The 20,079-nt window shown below is 69.7% G+C and carries 20 protein-coding genes; 12 read left to right on the plus strand and 8 right to left on the minus strand.

Going from position 1 to position 20,079, the window contains the following annotated elements; all coding sequences use genetic code 11:
* The first annotated feature begins 22 nt into the window (after positions 1–22).
* Genes fliK through QO010_RS09150 form a run of 3 tightly spaced genes read left to right on the plus strand, consistent with a single transcriptional unit; the run spans position 23 to position 2,156 of the window.
* Positions 23–1,114 (plus strand): flagellar hook-length control protein FliK, encoded by a 1,092-nt coding sequence (gene fliK, locus QO010_RS09140; protein WP_307348433.1) that lies wholly within the window; start codon positions 23–25, stop codon positions 1,112–1,114.
* The gene (locus QO010_RS09145; protein ID WP_307348434.1) at positions 1,111–1,425 is read left to right on the plus strand and encodes an EscU/YscU/HrcU family type III secretion system export apparatus switch protein; all 315 of its coding nucleotides are present in this window, start codon (positions 1,111–1,113) and stop codon (positions 1,423–1,425) included. The genes fliK and QO010_RS09145 overlap by 4 nt, the downstream gene beginning before the upstream one ends.
* 2 nt (positions 1,426–1,427) lie before the next feature.
* Positions 1,428–2,156, plus strand: a complete 729-nt coding sequence (locus QO010_RS09150) for a class I SAM-dependent methyltransferase (protein WP_307348436.1) — start codon at positions 1,428–1,430, stop codon at positions 2,154–2,156.
* Positions 2,157–2,175: 19 nt separating this feature from the next.
* On the opposite strand, the gene QO010_RS09155 is transcribed toward QO010_RS09150, so the two are convergent.
* A complete protein-coding gene (locus tag QO010_RS09155; protein WP_307348438.1) occupies positions 2,176–2,760 on the minus strand; it encodes a TetR/AcrR family transcriptional regulator in 585 nt (194 codons plus the stop codon).
* Between the two features lie 106 nt (positions 2,761–2,866).
* Here QO010_RS09155 and QO010_RS09160 point away from each other — a divergent pair, with 106 nt between their 5' ends.
* The 6 genes from QO010_RS09160 (at position 2,867) to gmk (ending at position 8,257) form a co-directional block, all read left to right on the plus strand.
* Positions 2,867–3,751 (plus strand): alpha/beta fold hydrolase, encoded by an 885-nt coding sequence (locus QO010_RS09160; RefSeq protein ID WP_307348440.1) that lies wholly within the window; start codon positions 2,867–2,869, stop codon positions 3,749–3,751.
* Positions 3,752–4,015: 264 nt separating this feature from the next.
* Positions 4,016–4,255: an acyl carrier protein gene (locus QO010_RS09165; protein ID WP_307348442.1), complete on the plus strand. Its 240-nt coding sequence runs from the start codon at positions 4,016–4,018 to the stop codon at positions 4,253–4,255.
* A gap of 106 nt (positions 4,256–4,361) precedes the next feature.
* Entirely contained in the window at positions 4,362–5,639 is a 1,278-nt protein-coding gene (gene fabF / locus QO010_RS09170) for a beta-ketoacyl-ACP synthase II (RefSeq protein ID WP_307348444.1), read from the plus strand.
* Positions 5,640–5,668: 29 nt separating this feature from the next.
* The gene (gene mltG / locus QO010_RS09175; RefSeq protein ID WP_307348446.1) at positions 5,669–6,739 is read left to right on the plus strand and encodes an endolytic transglycosylase MltG; all 1,071 of its coding nucleotides are present in this window, start codon (positions 5,669–5,671) and stop codon (positions 6,737–6,739) included.
* On the plus strand, positions 6,739–7,617 hold the full coding sequence (locus tag QO010_RS09180) for a YicC/YloC family endoribonuclease (RefSeq protein ID WP_307348449.1): 879 nt from the start codon (positions 6,739–6,741) through the stop codon (positions 7,615–7,617). The genes mltG and QO010_RS09180 overlap by 1 nt, the downstream gene beginning before the upstream one ends.
* Complete coding sequence (gene gmk / locus QO010_RS09185; RefSeq protein WP_307348452.1) at positions 7,607–8,257, plus strand: guanylate kinase; 651 nt, start codon at positions 7,607–7,609, stop codon at positions 8,255–8,257. Before QO010_RS09180 ends, gmk begins: the two co-directional genes overlap by 11 nt.
* A gap of 8 nt (positions 8,258–8,265) precedes the next feature.
* Here gmk and rsmA read toward each other — a convergent pair whose 3' ends face one another.
* The 6 genes from rsmA to lptF form a co-directional block, all read right to left on the minus strand.
* On the minus strand, positions 8,266–9,087 hold the full coding sequence (gene rsmA, locus QO010_RS09190) for a 16S rRNA (adenine(1518)-N(6)/adenine(1519)-N(6))-dimethyltransferase RsmA (protein WP_307348453.1): 822 nt from the start codon (positions 9,085–9,087) through the stop codon (positions 8,266–8,268).
* A complete protein-coding gene (pdxA, locus tag QO010_RS09195; RefSeq protein ID WP_307348454.1) occupies positions 9,084–10,094 on the minus strand; it encodes a 4-hydroxythreonine-4-phosphate dehydrogenase PdxA in 1,011 nt (336 codons plus the stop codon). The genes rsmA and pdxA overlap by 4 nt, the downstream gene beginning before the upstream one ends.
* Positions 10,091–11,371 (minus strand): peptidylprolyl isomerase, encoded by a 1,281-nt coding sequence (locus QO010_RS09200; protein ID WP_307348645.1) that lies wholly within the window; start codon positions 11,369–11,371, stop codon positions 10,091–10,093. Before QO010_RS09200 ends, pdxA begins: the two co-directional genes overlap by 4 nt.
* 101 nt (positions 11,372–11,472) lie before the next feature.
* Positions 11,473–13,743, minus strand: a complete 2,271-nt coding sequence (locus QO010_RS09205; RefSeq protein WP_307348456.1) for an LPS-assembly protein LptD — start codon at positions 13,741–13,743, stop codon at positions 11,473–11,475.
* A gap of 112 nt (positions 13,744–13,855) precedes the next feature.
* Entirely contained in the window at positions 13,856–14,962 is a 1,107-nt protein-coding gene (gene lptG, locus QO010_RS09210; RefSeq protein WP_307348457.1) for an LPS export ABC transporter permease LptG, read from the minus strand.
* Entirely contained in the window at positions 14,959–16,113 is a 1,155-nt protein-coding gene (gene lptF / locus QO010_RS09215; RefSeq protein WP_307348459.1) for an LPS export ABC transporter permease LptF, read from the minus strand. The genes lptG and lptF overlap by 4 nt, the downstream gene beginning before the upstream one ends.
* A 162-nt stretch (positions 16,114–16,275) precedes the next feature.
* On the opposite strand from lptF, the gene QO010_RS09220 reads away from it, so the two are divergent.
* The 3 genes from QO010_RS09220 to QO010_RS09230 are packed head-to-tail and all read left to right on the plus strand — an operon-like array spanning position 16,276 to position 18,505.
* Positions 16,276–17,751, plus strand: coding sequence for a leucyl aminopeptidase (locus QO010_RS09220; RefSeq protein ID WP_307348460.1), 1,476 nt, complete (start codon positions 16,276–16,278; stop codon positions 17,749–17,751).
* The gene (locus QO010_RS09225; protein ID WP_307348461.1) at positions 17,751–18,212 is read left to right on the plus strand and encodes a DNA polymerase III subunit chi; all 462 of its coding nucleotides are present in this window, start codon (positions 17,751–17,753) and stop codon (positions 18,210–18,212) included. The genes QO010_RS09220 and QO010_RS09225 overlap by 1 nt, the downstream gene beginning before the upstream one ends.
* Positions 18,209–18,505, plus strand: a complete 297-nt coding sequence (locus QO010_RS09230) for a hemolysin (protein ID WP_307348462.1) — start codon at positions 18,209–18,211, stop codon at positions 18,503–18,505. The genes QO010_RS09225 and QO010_RS09230 overlap by 4 nt, the downstream gene beginning before the upstream one ends.
* A 194-nt stretch (positions 18,506–18,699) precedes the next feature.
* Here the strand turns inward: QO010_RS09230 and QO010_RS09235 are convergent, their stop codons facing one another.
* Positions 18,700–20,019, minus strand: coding sequence for a D-alanyl-D-alanine carboxypeptidase (locus tag QO010_RS09235; protein WP_307348463.1), 1,320 nt, complete (start codon positions 20,017–20,019; stop codon positions 18,700–18,702).
* Positions 20,020–20,079: the final 60 nt, after the last annotated feature.

Raw genomic sequence — 20,079 nt, forward strand, 5'->3', positions numbered from 1 at the left:
GGCTAGGGCCTAGGCTCCGGCCATGTCGAACCTGGCGCCCATCTCCGCGGTCTCGGCCGTGGGCGGCCCGGCTGCGGTCGGCCCGATCACCGGCAGTCCGCTCACGGACAGTCCTGCCTCGGTCGGCCCGGTCACGGGTCAGCCGGCGCTTGGCCTCCTCGAACAGGCCGCTCCCGCCGCTCCGCCGCCGCCGCTGCCCGCGACGACGCCCGCCTCCGCCCTCGAGACCGCCGTCCACGCCGCCGCCACCCGCCAGGGCGGTCTGGCGACGCTGCTGGCCGACCTGAGCGTCGCCCTGGCCAGGCCGGACCTATCGCCGGCCCTCAAGGCGGCCATCGTCAAGGTCCTGGGCTTCCAGCTGCCTACTGTCCCGCCGCCCACCGCCGCCGACCTGCGTCAGGCGCTGTCGGCCTCGGGCCTTTTCCTCGAGGCGCGGCTGGCCAGCCAGGCGGGGCCGCCGCCCGCCGATCTGAAGGCCGCCCTGATCGACCTGCATCAGGCGCTCGCCGTCGCCGCCAACGGCCAGCCCGCCGCCCCCAGCCTCGGGCTTCCTGCCCCCGAGCCCGCACCGCCGCCGCCCTACCGCGACGGGCCGCAGACCGGCCAGCCAGCCGTCCTGCCGACCTTGCCGCCCCATCCGGAGATCCAGGCCCTGGCCGCCCATCTGCAGCGCCGGACGGTCGCGGCCCTGTCGCGCCAGCTGCTGCAGCAGGCCGCCTCGACGCCAAGCGAGCCTGGCGTCACCCGCACCGGCCCCTGGCTGTTCGAACTGCCCCTGGCCACGCCCCAGGGCGCCGCCATCGCCCAGTTCCAGATCGACGCCGACGACCCGCCGGCGCCCGGCGAATCGCGGGAGCGAATCTGGCGGGCCCGCTTCACCCTCGACCTGGCCGGCGTCGGTCCGGTGCATGTCAATCTGGCGCTGCGGGGCTCCGAGCTTCGGGCCAACCTCTGGGCCGAAGTCCCCGACGCGGCGGCCCGCCTGGACCAGGACCGTGTCAGCCTGGCCCTGGCCCTGCAGGCGCAGGCCCTTGACCCCCAGATCGCCATCCGCCCCGGCGCGCCCCATACCGAACTGGCTCCCGCCGGCCGTTTCGCCGACAGCGCCGCATGAGCCAGCCCCCCAAAGTCCTGGCCGTCGCCCTGCAGTACGAGGCCCCGGGCGCCCCGCGGGTCGTCGCCACCGGCCGCGGCGAGATCGGCCAGGCCATCATCGACACCGCCCGCGAGCACGGCGTGCCGCTGGAGCAGAACGCGGCGCTGGCCGAGGCGCTGGCGACCATCCCGCTGGACGATGAGATTCCCGAGGCCCTCTACCGGGCGGTGGCGGCGGTGATCGCCTTCGTTCTGAACGCCGCCGAAGAGAAGGCGCGGCCACGGGCGCCGACAGCGTTTACGCTCCCGGCGGGCCGCCCTATCCTGTAGGCATGAACCTCATTTCACTGGCCCGTCGGGCGCTCCGCAAACCGGACTACGCCCTGACAGCCCTGTCGCGTCAGGTGAGAGCCCGTCCGATCCTGGCGCCGGAGATCCGGCCCTTCGTCGACGAGCGGCTGACCGCGCTTCGGGAGGCGTTCAGCGGGGTTTCGGGGACAACCCGGGGCCACAGCCTCGGTCACGGCGCGGTCCAATCACCGCATGCCGAGATGCTGTGGTCGCTGGTCCGCTCGCGCAAGCCCGCCCGCGTCGTCGAAACCGGCGTCTGCAATGGCCTCTCCTCGGCGGTGATGCTCAAGGCCATGGACGCCAATGGCGCCGGCGAGCTGGTTTCGGTCGACCTGCCGGAGTTCGCCGAGCCCGAGCGCAACACCGAGGCATTCTGGGCCGGCAAGGGCGGGGCCGTGGTGCCGCCCGGCAAGGACTGCGGCTGGCTGGTTCCGGACGAGTTTCGCGGCCGCTGGTCGCTGGTCCTGGGCCGGGCCAGCGAGGTGCTGCCGGCCGTGCTGGCGGACGGCTGTGACATCTTCATCCACGACAGCGAGCACAGCTACGAAAACCAGCTGTTCGAGTTCCGCCAGGGCTGGGCGGCGTTGCGGCCCGGCGGCGTGCTGGTGGCCACCGACATCAACTGGTCCGCCGCCTTCGACGACTGGCGCAAGACGGTCCGCGGCAGGGTGCAGTATCTCGACCACAGCTGCGCGCTGGTGTCCAAATAGCGCCGCCAGCGGCGTCGGTTCACGGCCGGGGCGAAGCGGCCAGCCGCGCCACCCAGTCCAGGAAATCGGCCTCGTCGACTCCGTCCAGCCCGACGCTCCGCAGGATGGCGTCCCTGGACAGCGCCTGGCTCAGTGTCACGGCGCTCAGCACGGCCACCAACTTCTGGCAGTCCCTGCGCGTGGCGAGAAGGGCCGAGCGCCATGCCCAGTCGACCAGTGGCTCCAGCATGCCGCTGCCCTGCGGCTCCCAGCCCGACAGCATCAGCCACATCGCCAGACGCCCCGTCCCCCGCCGTCCATAGAAGTCGAGCAGCAGTCTCGCCGCCTGACCGGCATCGAAGGGCGCCTCGCCGCGGGCCGCGACCTCAGCCCGCAATTCCTCGACGAAACGGCGGCCACAGAAGCGGAGCAGGGCCTCCAGCAGGGCTTCCCGACTGCCGAAATGGTGGTTCACCCCCGCGTCGGTGATCCCCAGTTCGCGGGCGATTCGCTGCACCTTGACGCCGGCCGGGCCGTCGGCGGCCAGATGAGCCTCGGCTGTCTCCAGAATGCGTTGCCGGGCGTCCTCGACGCCGCGGCGGACCCGTCTTTTCGGCGGCGACATGCGGCCTTCCCCTGTCGTTTCTGCGGTATCGGGCCGCCAAAAGCGCTTGGCAAGTGGCGGTCAGGCGCCATACCTTGAGTTATCAAGGTAGTGTGGGATGGCCGCGATGTCCAATGCCTGTCCGATGCGCGACCTGGCGATCCGAATTGGGCTGGGCTGTCACGATTTCTCGCCGCCCGAACCGCTGGACGCGCCCGGGCCGGACGGCAGCCTGCGGGTCTATGATTGGGGCGGAGCGGGGCCGCCGGTGCTGTTGCTGCACGGCGGCGGCCTGACGGGACGGACCTGGGATTTCGCCTGCCTGCTGCTCCGGAGCGACTACCGTCTGCTGGCCATGGATCTGCGGGGCCATGGCGACAGCCACTGGTCGGAGCGCTACGACCTCGCCCAGCATGTCGGCGATGTGCTGGGCCTGGTCGACACCCTGGGACTCGAGGGTTGCCATCTGGTCGGCATGTCCCTGGGCGGGGTGGTGGCGGCCCTGGCCGCTCGCGCCGCGCCGGCGGTGTTCGCCAGCCTGACCCTGGTCGATGTCGCGCCGGGTGTCGATTTTGCCAGCACCGAGGGTCTGCGCGACTTCTTCATCCGCCACGCCGAGGCGGATTCGGTGGAAGCCGTGGTCGCCGCCGCCTGCCTCGCCAGCCCCAGGACCGACCGCCGCCTGCTCGACTACCGCATGCGCAACCTGATGCGGCGGACTGCGCAGGGCGGCTGGCGCTGGAAACAGGACCGCCGCCGGCCCTTCGACTATGGCGCCATCCTGGCGGTGGTGGCCCGGCTCGACCAGGTGGCGGCGGCGAGCGGCCTGCCGGTCCTGTTGGCGAGGGGCGGTCGCAGCCGGGTGCTGGATGATCGCGCCGCCCTGGCCTTCGCCGCCGCCGTCCCCGGGGCAAGGCTCACCATCGTTCCCGATGCCGGCCATAACGTCCAGGAGGACAACCCCACGGCGCTGGCCGCGGCCCTGCGGCGGTTCTGGCCCCCGGATCGCTAGGCGCCGGGCGTTTCAGCAATCCCACCCCATTCCGTTCCCACGAGCCTGTTCCGGCGGTGTCGCGGCGGCAAACCTGGCTCCCCTGGCATTGTCTGGCACGACTTCCCACATCGCACGTTTGGCTCTGGTGCAGACTCTGACTAGGAACCCGATGGGCGGCCAAGTGCTAGCCACCCCGAAAGGAACATGCTAGCTCAGCCTCGATTTCCCGCACCCGGCGAGCCTGGGGCGGGCCCAAACTGATCACAGAGGGACTACAAGCGAATGTCCGACATTCTCGAGCGCGTGCGTAAGATCGTCATCGAGCATCTCGATGCGGATCCCGAGAAGGTCACCGAGAAGGCGAGCTTCATCGACGACCTGGGCGCTGACAGCCTCGACAATGTCGAGCTGGTTATGGCGTTCGAAGAAGAATTCGACATCGAAATCCCGGACGACGCGGCCGAGCACATCCAAACCGTGGGTGACGCCGTGAAGTTCATCTCGGAGAAGTCGGGCGGCTGAGGCCACCCGTCCTTTTTCCTGGCGTTTGGCCGCCGCGCCGCATGGGCTTGCAAAAACCTGATGCGCGCGGCGGTTTTCGTTTGAGGCGGCGAGGGAGTTAGACCTCATGAGGCGTGTCGTCGTTACCGGTCTGGGCCTGCTGACCCCCCTGGGGCAGGGGGTCGATGTGACCTGGAAGAACATCCTGGCCGGCAAGTCCGGGGCCGGGACCATCAGCACCTTCGATGCGACCGACTATGGCTGTCAGGTGGCCTTCGAGATTCCCCGCGTCGATGGACGCGGCGGCGGCGGCCCCGACGTCGAGGGCAGCTTCGATCCCAACGGCACCATGGCCCCCAAGGACCAGCGCAAGGTTGACGACTTCATCCTCTACGCCATGGCGGCGGCGGATGAGGCGGTGAAGGACGCCAACCTGCCCGACGACGAAGAGGTCAGGCTGCGCACTGGCGTGATCATCGGCTCGGGCATCGGGGGCCTGGCCACCATCGAAAAGACCGCCCTGGAAATGGCCGAGAAGGGGCCCCGCCGGGTCAGCCCCTTCTTCATTCCCTCCGCCCTGATCAACCTGGCCTCGGGCCAGGTGTCGATCCGCTATGGCTTCAAGGGCCCCAACCACTCGGTCGTGACGGCCTGCGCCACCGGGGCCCACGCCATCGGCGACGCGGCCCGGCTGATCAAGTATGGCGACGCCGATGTGATGATCGCCGGCGGGGCCGAGGCCTCGATCTGCCCGCTGGGCATCGCCGGCTTCATCGCCTGCCGGGCCATGGCCACCGACTTCAACGACGCCCCCACCACCGCCTCGCGGCCCTATGACAGGAACCGCGCCGGCTTCGTGATGGGCGAGGGGGCCGGCATCCTGGTGCTGGAAGAGCTCGAGCACGCCAAGGCGCGCGGCGCCAAGATCTATGCCGAGGTCATCGGCTATGGCCTGTCGGGCGACGCCTACCACATCACCGCCCCGTCCGAGGACGGCGACGGCGGCCTGCGGGCCATGAAGGCGGCCGTCAAGGACGCCGGCATCGATGTCTCCGAGATCGGCTACGTCAACGCCCACGGCACCTCGACCATGGCCGACGGCCTGGAGCTGGGGGCGGTGGAGCGGCTGCTGGGCGACAACGCCAAGAACGCCATGATGAGCTCGACCAAGTCGATGACCGGCCACCTGCTGGGCGCGGCGGGCGCGGTGGAGTCGATCTTCACGATTCTCGCCCTTCGCGATCAGACCGCGCCGCCCACGATCAACCTGGACGATCCTGAGTTCGACACGCCGATCGATCTGGTCCCCCATAAGGCCAAGCCCAAGGCCATGGAGGTGGCGATGTCCAACAGCTTCGGATTTGGCGGCACCAACGCCTGCGTCATCTTCCGACGGGCCCCGTGAACCAGCGGTCGTCGGGGGGGCTGCCGTTCATGCGGCGGTTGGCGATCATCTTCACCAGCGCCTTCGCGACCCTGTTCGTGGCCGCGCTGCTGGGCCTGGCCTGGGCCGCCTGGACCTATGCCGGGGCGGGACCGGCGACGACCAAGACCACGGTCATCCTGCGCAGGGGCTCCAGCCTGCCCGAGATCGCCGCCGCCCTGGAACGGGGCGGGGCGGTGCGGTCCAGCTCGATCTTCATCGTCGCGGCCGAACTGACCCATGCCGACCGCACCTTGAGGGCCGGCGAGTATGAGTTCCCGGCCCGGGCCTCGATGGCCCAGGTGCTGGACGCCGTGCGCCACGGCCGGGTCGTGCGCCACGCCATCACCCTGCCCGAGGGCATCACCTCGGCCGAGGCCGCCCGGCGGCTGAACGCCGAGCCGGCCCTGGTCGGCATCGCCCCGACGCCGCCGGAGGGGTCGATCCTGCCCGAGACCTATGACTTCGAACGCGGCGAGGACCGCGCCGCGGTGCTGAAACGGATGATGGACGCCCGGGACGAGCTGCTGGCCCAGCTCTGGGCCAAACGCCAGCCCGGCCTGCCGTTCTCGACCCCGGAAGAGGCCGTCATCCTGGCCTCCATCGTCGAGAAGGAGACCGGCAAGCCTGACGAGCGGCCCAAGGTGGCGGCGGTGTTCATCAACCGCCTGCGCAAGGGCATGAAGCTGGAAAGCGATCCGACCATCATCTACGGCCTGACCGGCGGGGTTCCGCTGGGCCATGGCCTGCGGGTGTCGGAACTGGCCCGACCCAATCCCTACAGCACCTACCAGATCGTCGGCCTGCCGCCGGGCCCGATCGCCAATCCCGGCCGCGCCGCCCTGGCCGCCGTGCTGGACCCGGCCAACACCGACGACATCTTCTTCGTCGCCGACGGCACCGGCGGGCACGTCTTCGCCGCCACCCTGGAGGAGCACAACCGCAACGTCGCCGCCTGGCGCGGCATCGAGGCCGGCCGCAAGGGCCCCGTCGCCGCCACGCCGGTCGATGTGGCGCCGCCCGCACCGGTCAAGCTGCCCCCGGCTTCCAAGCCAGCCCTCAAGCCGCCCCCCAAACGCTGATGGCGCTTTCTGGCATGACCGGCTTTGGCCGGGCGGAAGGGGCCTATGGCGGCTGGAGCTGGGCGGTCGAGGCCCGCTCGGTCAACGGCCGCAACCTCGAGGTCCGCTTCAAGGGGCCGCCCGGCTTCGATTCGCTGGAACGCGTCGCCAGGGACGGCGCCACGGCCCGCTTCCAGCGCGGCCAGGTCAATGTCAGCCTGCAGGCCAGGCGGGCCGAGCAGGGCGGTCAGGTCAGCGTCAACATCGCCCAGCTCGAGCGCTACCTCGACCTGGGCGCGCCCTACGTGAAGGACGGTCGGGCCAAGGCGCCGCGCATCGATGGCCTGCTGGCCCTGCGCGGGGTTATCGAGGTCGCCGAGGCGGACGAGAATCCGGAGCTCAAGGCCGAGCTCGAAAAGGAAATGGCCGTCTCCATCGCCCAGGCGCTGGACAGCCTGAAGCTGGCCCGCCAGGCCGAGGGCCTGAGCCTGGAACCGATCCTGGCCGGCCTGGTCGACCGGGTCGAGAGCCTGGTCGCCGCCGCCGAGGGCGAGGCCGCCGCCCAGCCGGCCATCCTGCGCGACCGCTTCGCCAAACGCATGGCCGAGCTGCTGGACGGCGGCGCGCCGGAGGAACGCATCGTGCTGGAGGCCGCCGTGCTGGCCGGCAAGGCCGATGTCCGCGAGGAACTGGACCGGCTGACCAGCCATGTCGGCCAGGCCCGCCTGCTGAGCGCCGAAGCCCCGGCCGGCCGCCGCCTGGACTTCCTGACCCAGGAATTCATGCGCGAGGCCAACACCCTCTGCTCGAAATCGGCGACCACGGCCTTGACGGCCATCGGTCTGGACCTCAAGGCGGTGATCGAACAGTTCCGCGAGCAGGTCCAGAATGTCGAGTGACGAAGTCCGCCGAAAGACCCGCGGCCTGCTGCTGATGGTTGTGGCGCCCTCGGGCGTCGGCAAGACCTCGCTGACCCGCCGGCTGGTGGCCGATCACAAGGACCTGCACCTCTCGATCTCGGCCACCACCCGCCAGCCGCGCCCGGGCGAGCATGACGGCCGCGACTATCATTTCGTCGACAACGCCGAGTTCGACCGCCTGCTGGCCGACAACGCCCTGCTGGAATGGGCCGAGGTCTACGGCAACCGCTACGGCAGCCCCAAGGCGCCCATCGTCGAGGCTCTCGAGCGGGGCGACAGCGCCCTGTTCGATATCGACTACCAGGGCGCCATGCGGATCAAGGCCCAGCTGCCGGACGATTCGGTGCTGGTCTACATCCTGCCGCCGTCGCTGCTGGAGATGCGCCGTCGCCTGGAGGCCCGCTCGCAGGACAGCGCCGAGGTGATCGCCAAGCGCCTCTCCCGCGCCAAGGACGAGGTGCAGGCCTGGTCGACCTTCGACTACGTGATCCTGAATGAGGATTTCGACCGGGCCTACTCGGACCTGGCCCACATCTATCACGGCGAAAAGCTGCGCACGGGGCGGAACCTTTGGGTCGAGCCGTTGGTGGAGGGGATATTGGGCGAAGGACTGGACTAACCCCGGAGTCAGGAGGCGAGCGCCGCCGCCAACCTCAGGAACCCCGCAACATCGACAGTCTCGGCCCGCGCCCCGGGATCGATCCCCGCTTTCACGCACAGCGCCTCGCCGCCCAGCACCTTCAAGCTCGACCGCAGCATCTTGCGCCGCTGGCCGAAGGCCGCGCCGGTGACGTTTTCCAGCGCCTTGACCAGCGCCGGCGCGGGCGGGTTGGGCAGGGGGTCCAGGCGCACCACGGCCGACGAAACCTTGGGCGGTGGCGTGAAGGCCCTGGGCGGCAGGTCCATGACCACCTTGGCCTCGCAGATGGCCTGGCTGATCACCGCCAGCCGCCCATAGGCGTCCCCACCCACCGGAGCGGCGATGCGGTCGGCGACTTCCTTCTGGAACATCAGGGTCATGCTGGTTGGGCGGAAGGGGCCTGTCAGCCATTTGATCAGCAGCGGCGTGCCGACATTGTAGGGCAGGTTGGAGACCAGGTGGGCGGGGGCGCCGCCGGTCAGGGCCGCCTCGTCAACCTTCAGCGCGTCACCCTCGACAATGGTCAGCCGGCCCTCGGCGGCCTGCGCCAGTTCGCCCAGCAGCTCGATGAAGCGCGGGTCCATCTCCACGGCGATGACCTGGGCGCCGGCCTCCAGCAGGGCCCGGGTCAGGCCGCCGGGGCCGGGGCCGACCTCGATGACCGTCTGGCCCTCCAGCGGGCCGGCCAGGCGGGCGATCTTGCGGGTGATGTTGAGGTCCAGCAGGAAGTGCTGGCCAAAGCTCTTGCGGGCCAGCAGGCCGTGCTCGGCCAGCGCCTCGCGCAGGGGCGGCAGGTTCTGAAGGCTCACGCCGCTAACCGGTGGGCGGCGATGCTGTCGGCCAGGCGGATGGCGGCGATCAGGCTGTCGGGCCGGGCGTGGCCGCGGCCGGCGATGTCGAAGCCGGTGCCGTGGTCGGGGCTGGTGCGCACCACCGGCAGGCCGAGCGTGACGTTCACCCCGCCCCAGAAGTCCAGCATCTTGACCGGGATCAGCGCCTGGTCGTGGTACTGGCACAGCACCGCGTCGTAGCGGGCGCGGGCGTCCTGGTGGAACAGGCTGTCGGCCGGGTAGGGGCCCTGGGCGTCGACGCCGAGGTCGCGCAGGGCCCGGACGGCCGGTTCGATGGTCTCGATCTCCTCGCGCCCCAGCCCGCCGGACTCGCCGGCATGCGGGTTGAGGCCCGCCACCGCCAGCCTGGGCCGGGCGATGCCGAAATCGCGGCGCAGGGCCTGGGCGGTGACCAGGCCCGCATTGACCACCCGCTCGATGGTGATCAGGCCGGGCACTCTGGCCAGCGGCTCGTGGATGGTGACCAGGGCTACGCGCAGGTCGCGGGCGGTCAGCATCATGATCGGCCCGCGCGCCCCGGGCTGGTTGGCCGGGGCGGTCAGCTCGGCCAGGAACTCGGTATGGCCGGGGAACTTGAAGCCGGCCTCGTAGAGCGGCGCCTTGGCGATGGGGGCGGTGACCACGCCGCCGACGGCGCCCACCAGCGCCAGGCCCACCGCGGTCTCGATCCAGCGAATGATCTGCGGGGCGTGGGCGCCGCTGGGCTGGCCGGCCACCACGTCGGTGGTCAGGGGCAGGTCCAGCACCGGCAGGGCCTGGCGGAACAGGCTCAGCGCCTGCTCGGCCCGGCCGACGGTGCGGATGGGAACGCCGGCGGCGGCCGGGGCGGAGGTCAGGGCCTGGGCGTCGCCGACCACCAGGAAGGGCGGGCCGTCCTGGCTGAGGGCGCGCCAGGCCTTGACGATGATCTCCGGGCCGACGCCCGCGGGATCACCCAATGTCAGAGCGAGCGGCCGGGCGCTCACCGCATCTCGATGGTGGCGGAGTTGCGCAGGTCCCGCATCACCCGCCGCTCGATCAGCGACAGTTGCTGGCCGCGCAGGCGGTTTTCCACCTGTTCGGGGGTCAGGGCGTCGGCGCCGCTCTGGCGGCGGCCGCAGACCATCACCAGGTGCAGGCCGCCGGGGCTGCGCACCGCCTGGGAGAGCTGGCCGATCGGGGTGTTGGTCGCCGCGTCGGCGAAGGCCGGGGTCAGGGTGGAGATGTCGACCTCGCCCAGATCGCCGGCCAGGATGCCCTCGATGCCGGCGGTCTTGCTTTCCAGGTCGGCGCAGCCGGTGACCAGCGGGCGGACCTTTTCCAGGGTCGCCTGGGCGGCGGTCAGCTGCTCGGCGGTCGGCTCGCCCTCGAGGGGCACGGCGATCTGCTTGAGATTGACCAGGGTGGCGCTGGCGCCCGAGCGCTTGTCCTTCAGATAGATGATGTAGACGCCGTCCTGGGTCTGGATGGGCCGCGACAGCTGGCCGGGGCGCAGCTGGTCGAGCACCTGGTCGACCTCGGTGGGCATTTCGCCGCTGGTGATCCAGCCGGCGTCGCCGCCGTTGGCCGCGCTGGTCGAGGACGAGAACTGCCGGGCGACCGAGGCGAAGGGCGCGCCCGCCTGCATCTGCTCGATCAGCGACTGGGCGCCCTGGACGGCGGTATCCATGCCGCCGACCCGGGCGGCGTCGATATAGATCTCGCTGACCTGGTACTGCGGCTTGGTGGCTTCTTCGCTCAGCCGCTGGATGGTGGCCTTGACCTGGTCGTCGCCGATCTTCAGCCGCTGGCCGAAGCGGCCGCGGATATACTGCTGCCAGCTCATGTCGACGCGGATCTGCGACTTCAGGGTCTCGGCCCCGACGCCCTGGGCGGCCAGGCGGGCCAGCATCTGGTCGCCGGTGGAGTTGTTGTCCTTGGCCCAGGAGGCGATCTGGTCGTTGACCTCCGCGTCGGTGGCCACGATGTCGATCTTGTTTTCCTTCTCGACCCGGCGAAGCTCCTGCAGCTGCAGATGCTCGTCGACCAGGCTGCGCAGGGCTTCGCGCTGCAGCTGGGGAATGGTGTCCTCGGTCGGCTGGATGCCGGAGGTCACCATGATCAGACGCATGCGCTGGACCAGGTCATAGGTCGAGATGATCTCGTCATTGACCGTGGCGGCGACGCCTTCCGACAGGCCGGGATCGGCCGAAGGAGCGACAGGCGGAGTCTGGGCTTGAGCCAGGGGAGGCAGGCCGGCCGAGGCCAGGGCCAGGACGGACATGGCCACTGTGGCCAGGTTCGTCACGCGACGCGCGGACAGCATGTATTTAGTCGTTCCTCTGGTTCTTAAGCCCGGTCCTGAACCGGTTGCCCCTCGGCGAGTCATCGGCTGTAGCCTTTATCGCCCAATGTGGCGAGCTTTAGGCGTATCACCACCGAGTCCGATGGTCCCAGGGTGCGGTTGAATGTCTCTTCGTGCACCCAGACCACGGCCATGTCGAGGCAGTCGTCCTTGTACATCACGCCGAACTCCTGCCGGCGCCACACGTCGTTCTCGATGTCGCGGATGCCGCCGAAGGTGACGCCGAAGTTGCCGCTGACCAGAACCTGGCCCGAGAAGTCGACGTCCTCGCGCTGCACGCCGCTGATGTCCTGGTTGTCGCGCAGGTAGCGGACATAGCCCCAGGCGCGGTCGGTCAGCACATCGGCGCCAGCCTCGAGGCGGCGGACATTGAGGGTGTCACTGTCCAGGCGGGCCCGGCTGAACAGCGAGACGCCCAGGATCGGGGTCACCTCGCCCGCCACGATCCAGTCGGACGAGGTGGTCTGCAGGCCGGTGCGGGCGGGCAGGCCCGGATCGAACTCGCTGCGGTAGCTGCGGCCGACCAGCAGGCTGGCCGAGCGGCCGTCGTCGAAGATCACGCTGGCCCGGCCGCCGAGGTTCACCCGCTGGCCGCCTTCATAGATGTCGAAGCCCGGCGACTTGTCGGCGCGCAGCAGGTTGGTCTCGTCGAACTCGAAGACGATGCTGTCCTCGTTGGGAATGCGCGGGTCGTTGTCGGTGTCGGGCGACAGGGCGATCTGGGCCAGGGGCTCCAGCACGATGGTGCGGTCGCCGTCGCGCCGGATGAAGGGCATGGAGAAGTCCAACCCCGCCACCCCGACCACCCGGGTCACCGAGGCGTCCGAGAGGCCGCCCGGCCGGTCGGAGATGCTGTAGGCGTCCGCCCTCACCTGCGCGAAGGGCGAGACCCGCAGGCCGTAGGAGGTGGTGAAACTTCCGCGCCAGTCGGCCAGGCCGCTGGCCCGGCGGCTGTCGATGCCCGGATCACTGGCCAGGAACTGCGACTGGTCGCGCGTCAGCGCCACGGCGCTGCCCTGCAGCCTCAGCCGCCCGCCCAGCACCGGGCTGTCCGGCTCCCAGCGGCCCTCGATCAGGGGGGCGATGGTGGGGATGGTGCGGTCGATGTCGGAGGGTCGCAGGCCCTGGATGCTGATCATGTCGACCGAGAACCAGGAGCGGTTGTCCTGCCGCGTGGCATAGAGCTGCGAGGTCAGGCGCTTGTCGTCCGAGGCGACCAGGCCGCGCTGGGTGTAGACATCGTCGATGTCGTATTTCTGGAAGATCAGGTCTTCGCTGGCCCGCTCGGCCGAGAAGCCCCATTTCCAGTTCTTGTCGATGTCGAACCTGCCGTCGGCCAGGATGTAGCTGCGCGAGGTCAGATCGCCGATGCGGTCGCCGTCGCCCGTCAGGTCCTTTTCGTAGGTGTAGCCGAACCGCGCCTCGACCGTCCCCGAATAGAACCGCTTGCGCCAGTCCAGGTTCAGGAACGGATTGACCTTGGTGTTGATCTGCGGGCTGATCGTCAGGTCCTCGGACGGCGAGATGACCTGGTAGTAGGGCTGCTCGTAGGAGAGGCCCCGGCGCTTGGAGCCCTGGATTTTGGGCGGCAGCAGGCCCGACTTGCGCTCGGCGCTGGGGTCAGCCTGCCAGAAGACCGGCGCGAAGAACACCGGCACCCCGAACAGCTCGATGGTGGCGTTGCGGTAGTAGATGAGCTGGCGGCTCTTATCCTCCACCACCTTGTCGGCCTTGATCGACCAGGACGGCGGCCGGGTCTTGTCCTCGGCGCAGATTTCGCAGGGCGTGTAGATCGCCTTGTTCAGCTCCTGGACCGTGTCGCTGCGGCGCACGGCGGTGTCGGCGGCGATCTTGACGTTGCCTTCCAGCCGGGCCGAGAAGCCCTTGGCGATGCCGGCGGTCAGCTCGTCGTCCAGCACCACGGCGTCGGCGAAGGTGGTCGCCCCGCTGGGATCGACGATCACCACCTTGTCCTTGGCCGAGACCACGCCGGAGGCCTGGTCATAGACCAGCTCGCCAGCCCGCAAGGTGCGGCCGCGGTAGCGGACCTCGACATTGCCCCGGGCGGTGACGACCTTGGCCTTGTCGTCCTGGATCAGCAGGTCGGCTTCCAGATAGAAGCCACGCTGGCCCAGGCCGTCGTCGGCGGGCGGCGGCTTTGCGGAAGCGGGCGCGGTGGCCATGGCCTCCTGCGCGAGCGCCGGATGGGCGGCCAGGGCGCCCAGCGTCACGGCGGCCACGCCCGCGAACAGGCGGGCGCGGGACGGCGCGGAACGGCTGGCCTTGCTCATCAACTCGTATCCTTGTCGCGCGGCCCCCCGCGCCCACTCAAAGCACTTATTCAGACTATGGCCCCTACACTTTGTAGAGGGGACCCGAAAGCCAGGGAATCGCAACTGTGTGTCACCCGTCCTCGGTATAACAAAGCAGGGTGAGCCCCGATAACAACGCCAGCAAGGGCGGGGCCCAGGCGGCGGCCAGGGTCGGGATGATCTCGGCCTTGCCCAGCGCCAGGCAGAACTGGTTGAAGAAGAAGAAGATGAAGCCCAGGGCCACGCCGGACCCCGCCAGCGCCGCCAGCCCGCCCAGCCGCATCAGCCGCAGCGAGAACGCCGCCGCCAGCACGGACATGGCCGCGAACAAGAGCGGCGTCGCCAGCAGCTGCTGGAGCCTGAGGCGATAGGGCAGGGCCGAGAAGCCGGCCTGCTCAGTGCCCCTGATCGTCGCCGGCAGCCGCCAGAAGGCGATGGCGTCGGGGGTGGTGAAGCGCTCGATGGCCGCCTGGTCGTCCAGGGTCGAGGGGATGGAGAGGCTCTCGGACCGCACCGTGCCGGCCCCGGCCGCGGCCTCGCGCACCCCGGTCAGCCGCCAGTAGCCCGGATAGAGCCGCGCCTCGTCTGCCTCGATGCGGCGGGAGAATTCCAAGCCGCCGTTGGGGCCCACGGCGTACATGAACAGCGAGACGCCCTTGAGCCTGACCGTGCCGCCGACCTGGTCGTGGGCCCGGGCCCGGATGACCACCTGGGACTTGGCGTCGCCTTGCCTGAGCCAGGTCTCCTTGGGGGTCGAGGTCAGATAGTCCTCGAGCATGGCGGTGCGGGCCTGCTCGAACTTGACGTTGAGCAGGGCGGCCAGCGGGTTGAGCGCCGCCACGGTCACCGCCCCGACTACGAAGGCGGCCACGGCGGCCGGCAGGATGAACCGCCAGGCCGAGACGCCCGCCGCCCGCATGGCGATCAGCTCGCTGCGGCGATTGAGGCCCACGAAGGCGGCCAGGGTGCCGAACAGGAAGGCGAAGGGCAGCAGGGTCAGGATGGTCGAGGGCGCCTTCAGCACCGTCAGCCACAACAGGTGGACGAAGTTGGTCTCGCTGCGCCCGCCGACCGTGCGCGAGATGTCGACGAACTCGATCAGCACGATGACCCCGGCGATCACCGCCAGGGCGCCGGCCACGCCCAGCAGGGTGCGGCCCAGGACATAGGTCGGCAGCCGCCCGATCCCCAGCCTCATGCCGGCGCTCCTATCGTGGCCTTGGGCTCCTTCATCTCGAACGGCATCCAGTCGCGCCAGCCCGAGCGGCGCTCCACGCTTCGGAACACCTGGCCGAAGCCCCAGGCGGTGGCGGCCAGCGGGATGAGATACTGCAGGGCGTTCATCCAGACATTGTCGTCACAGGCCGCCTGCACCGCGAAGCCCAGGATGCGCACCGCCGCCGCCGCCGCCCCGATGGCGGCGATCCGCCGGCCATAGCCCAGCCGGCTGAAGCCCGCGGCCACCACGGCGGCCAGGGCCATGGCCATGAAGGCCAGGCTGTAGAGGGGCGAGGCCAGGCGCGAATGGCCCTCGGCCAGCAGCTTGGTGCGGTTCTTCTTCTCGAAGCTCTGGCGCAGGTCCGGGTAGAACAGCTCGTGCAGATAGCGGTCCGAGCTCTTGTAGCGGATCGGGCCGTCGGCGTTGAGGAAGGGGCGCAGGTCCAGGGCGTATTCCTCGAAGGAGAGGAAGTTCAGGACACCGGTGTCGGAGAACTCCTGGTTGGAGCCCTGCCGCATGACCAGGATCGGGAACTTGTCGCGATAGACGATGCGGCCTTCCTTGGCCGTGTAGGTGGTCGCCCCGCCGGTCGCGGTTTCCTGGTGGATGAACAGGTTGTGGATCAGGCCGTCGGGGTCGACCGTCTGGCCGTAGACGGTGAAGTGTGGGGCCGGCTCGGTGAACTGGCCCTCGACCACCAGGGTGGCGGCCAGATCCGTCTTGGCGGCGTAGAGGGTGCGGCGCATCTCGCGATAGGCGGCCGGCTGGATCCACAGGTTGACCACCAGCCCGACCAGCACCGCCAGGATCGCCAGGTGCATGGCCGGCGAGATCAGCCGCCAGCGGCTCATGCCCCCGGCGAAACAGACCACCAGCTCCTGTTCTGTATGCAGGCGGTTGAGCGCCACCAGGGCGGCCACCAGCACCGAGATCGGCAGGATCAGGTTGGCCAGCTGCGGCATGGCCAGCATGATGATCTTCAGGAAGACCAGCGCGCTCTGGCGCTGGTCGATGATGATGTCCAGCTGTCCCAGGCTCTGGCTGAGCAGCCCCACGCCGAACAGCGCCGCCGCCGCGAGCAGCGTCGGAATCAGCATCTGCCGGAAGAGATAGCGTTCGATCAGGCTCATTAGGCTCGGGGAGGCGAAACGGGGGTGGGCCTTGCGGGCCTGAAGGGAGACCCCAGGTGGGGTGGCCCGTTCTACACGCGCCGGCGCTTTGGGCACAACCGTATCCCTTCCCAGCCGTCACGGGTTGGACTATGCCGCAGGCAATTGTTTTTGGAGCCGATCATGCGCATCGAGTTCGTCGCCGCCGACCGCGGCAATCTTCCCACCGGCGGCGCCGTGGGCGTCATGGCGTTCGAGGAGGGCAAGCTCTCCTGGGCGGCCGAGGACGTCGACAAGGCGATGAGCGGGGGCCTCTCCAGGGCCATCGCGGCGGGGCGCTTCAAGGGCTCGGCCGGGCAGAATATCGAGCTGGTCGCCCCGGCCGGGCTGGACGTGCAGCGCGTCATCGTCGCCGGCTCGGGCAAGGACTGGAACGCCGACATCGCCGAGCGCTTCGCCGCCCAGGTCTTCCAGGCAGTGCGGGCCAGCGGCTCCGACACTTTGACCCTGCTGCTGCCGGGATCCGACGCCGAACAGGCGGCCCGCGCCGCCCTGGGCGCGACGCTGGCCGGCTACCGATTCGACCGCTACCGCACCACCGAGTCGGCCGACAAGAAGACCTCGGTCGCCACCGTCCGCGTCGCCACCGACGATCCCAAGGCCGCCGAAGCCGCCTGGGCGCCGCTCAAGGCCCTGGCCGAGGCCATCGCCTTTTCGCGCGACCTGGTCTCCGAGCCGGCCAACATCCTCTACCCGGCCGAGTTCGCCAAGCGGGTCAAGGCGCTGGAGCCGCTGGGCCTGGAGGTCGAGATCCTGGGCGAAGCGGAGATGATGAAGCTGGGCATGGGCAGCCTGCTGGGCGTGGGCCAGGGCAGCGTCCGCGACAGCCAGCTGGCCGTGATCCAGTGGAAGGGCGGCGGGGACGCCCAACCCATCGCATTTGTCGGGAAAGGCGTCTGCTTCGACACCGGCGGCATCTCCATCAAGCCGGCCGACGGCATGGAGGACATGAAGTGGGACATGGGCGGCGCGGCCGCCGTGGCCGGCGTCATGCACGCCCTGGCCGGCCGCAAGGCCAAGGTCAACGCCGTGGGCATACTGGGCCTGGTCGAGAACATGCCCGACGGCAACGCCCAGCGCCCGGGCGACGTGGTCACCTCGATGTCGGGCAAGACCATCGAGGTCATCAACACCGACGCCGAAGGCCGCCTGGTGCTGGCCGACGCCCTCTGGTACTGCCAGGACCGCTTCAAGCCGCAGTTCATGGTGGATCTGGCCACCCTGACCGGGGCGATCATCATCTCCCTGGGCCATGACTATGGCGGCCTGTTCTCCAACAATGACGAACTGTCGGGGAAGTTGCTCAAGGCCGGCCAGACCGAGGGCGAGCCCCTGTGGCGCATGCCGATGCCGTCGGCCTACGAAAAGCAGATCGAGAGCGCCATTGCCGACGTCAAGAACACCGGCGGCCGTCCCGCCGGTTCGATCACCGCGGCGCTGTTCCTGCAGCACTTCGTCAACGGCCTGCCCTGGGCGCACCTGGATATCGCCTCGGTGGCCTGGAAGAAGCCCTCGACCAACCCGACCATCCCGGAAGGCGCCAGCGGCTATGGCGTGCGGCTGCTGAACCGCCTCGTGGCCGATAACTACGAAGTCTGATGGCTGAGGGCGGCTGCGAGGTCTGGTTCTACCACCTGGAGCGGTCGTCCCTCGACCAGGTCCTTCCCGAACTGCTGGAGAAGACCCTCCAGAAGGGCTGGAAGGCCCTGGTCCGCACCCGCGAGCCCGAGCGGCTGGAGCATCTGGACGGCTGGCTGTGGTCCTGGCGCGACGACGCCTTCCTGCCGCACGGCACGGCCGACGAGCCCCTGGCCGCCCGCCAGCCGGTGCTGCTGACCACCAAGAGCGACAACCTCAATGGCGCTGAGGCCCTGTTCCTGATCGACGGGGCTGAGGCGGGCGATCTTTCGCCATACCAGCGGTGCATCCTGCTGTTCGACGGCCGCGACGAAGAGGCCCTGGCTGAGGCGCGCGGCCGCTGGAAAACCTTCAAGGCCGAGGGATTGCCCGTCTCCTATTGGCGCCAGGGCGAGACCCGCGGCTGGGAGAAGATCGCATGAAGCCCGCTTACCTGGCCCTGCTGTTCCTCGCCGCCTGCGCGGCGTCGCCGTTGCCCGAGGCGACGCGGGAAGAACCGCCGATGCCGGCCGAGCCGATGAAGGACAGCTGTCGGGCAGGGGAGTTGCAGGCGTTTGTCGGCAAGTCGAAAGACGCGCTACCGCCGATCCCGGCCGGCGTCAGCCGCCGGCTGGTCTGCACCACCTGCGCGATGACCATGGACTACAGCCCCACGCGCCAGACGGTGACGTTCGATAGCGCCAGCGGGATCGTGAAGTCGGCGAAGTGCGGGTAGGCAACTCCTCTCCCTCTGGGAGAGGTCGACTCTGAGCGCGTTAGCGCGAGGAGCGGGTGAGGGCCTATCTGCAGAGGAACCTGCTCAACGCCGCGGCATGCTGAACCGTCGCAAGGCTCCTCCTCCGTGGGACGCCGCCTTCGGCGTGTCCCTCGCTCCTCCTCGCAAGCGAGGAGGAGAGGCGCGAACCGCCTTTACGGCGCCAGCACCATGCACACCTGACGCTTGGCCTTCAGGGTCTTGCAGGCGTTGCGGGCGGCGTCGGCGGTCATGCCGTCGAACTGGACGCGGAAGTAGCCGCCGACCTTGTCGGCCACCTGGCCCTCGGCGTCGTCCAGCAGGTTGTCGAACCGCTTCTTGAACCGGCCCAGCTCAGCGCGGGCCTGGCCCTTGTCCTTGAAGGCGCCGACCTGGATGCCCCATTCGCCGGCCGGCTTCTTCTTCGGCGGGGCGGTCTTCTTGGGGGCCACGGCGCGCAGCGGGGCGGGCGGATCGGCGATCGGCGCCATGCTGCCGCCCGGCGCGGCCGGATTGTCGGCCAGCACGATCTGGATGCCCTCCTGGTCGCTGTCGCCCTGCTCGGTGGTTGGGCGATAGACCGGGCCGCCCTGCGGCGGGCCTTCGAACAGGCTCTGGGCGACGGTGATGGTCTCGCCGCGGTCACGGCGGGCCATGACGTCGAAGCCGGTGTCCAGCAGGTCTTCCATATGGTTGTCGCGGCCCGCGACCGAGCTGCCGCCCAGCACCACGGCGATCAGCCGCTTGCCGTCACGGGTGGCCGAGGCGGCCAGGTTGAAGCCCGAGGCGCTGGTGAAGCCGGTCTTGAGGCCATCCACCCCGGGCATCTGGCCCAGCAGGTGGTTGTGATTGGTCATGGTCTGGCCGCGGAAGGTGAAGCTGCGGATCGAGAAGTAGCTGTAGTATTGCGGGAAATCCCGCATCACGGCGCGCGACAGGATGGCGATGTCGCGGGCCGAGGAGATCTGGCGGTTGTCGGGCAGGCCGGATGCGTTGACGTAGCGGGTGTTGGTCATGCCCAGCTCCTGGCCGCGCAGGGTCATCAGGGCGGCGAACCGCTCCTCGCTGCCACCCAGGTATTCGGCGAGCGCCACGGCCATATCGTTGGCCGATTTGACGGCGATGGCGCGCATGGCGTCGTCGACGCTGATCTGTTCACCGGGACGCAGGCCCAGCTTCGTCGGGGCCTGGGCGGCCGCGCGGGCCGAGACGGTAATCATGTCGCTGGCGTGAATCCGGCCCTCGGACAGCGCCTCGAAGGTCAGGTACAGCGTCATCACCTTGGTGATCGAGGCCGGGAAGCGGGGGCTGTCCGCTGACTTGGCGTAGAGCACCTCGCCGGTGTTGGCGTCGACCACGATGGCCGCGTATTTCGGCGACTGGGCGGGGAGCTGCAGATACGGAATTTGAGCCGCCGCGATGCTGGGCGTCAGCAGGCCGGCGACCAGGGTCGCCGACAGGATCGCGGTAAGGATTCGGCGGGCCGACTTGAACATGCGGTATCCGTCGCTTGGGGACAAAACAGGTAGGCGCCCCCCACAGACGCCCGATGCCCA

Origin of the sequence: Caulobacter ginsengisoli (assembly GCF_030814835.1) — a bacterium.
GTDB classification, from domain to species: domain Bacteria; phylum Pseudomonadota; class Alphaproteobacteria; order Caulobacterales; family Caulobacteraceae; genus Caulobacter; species Caulobacter ginsengisoli.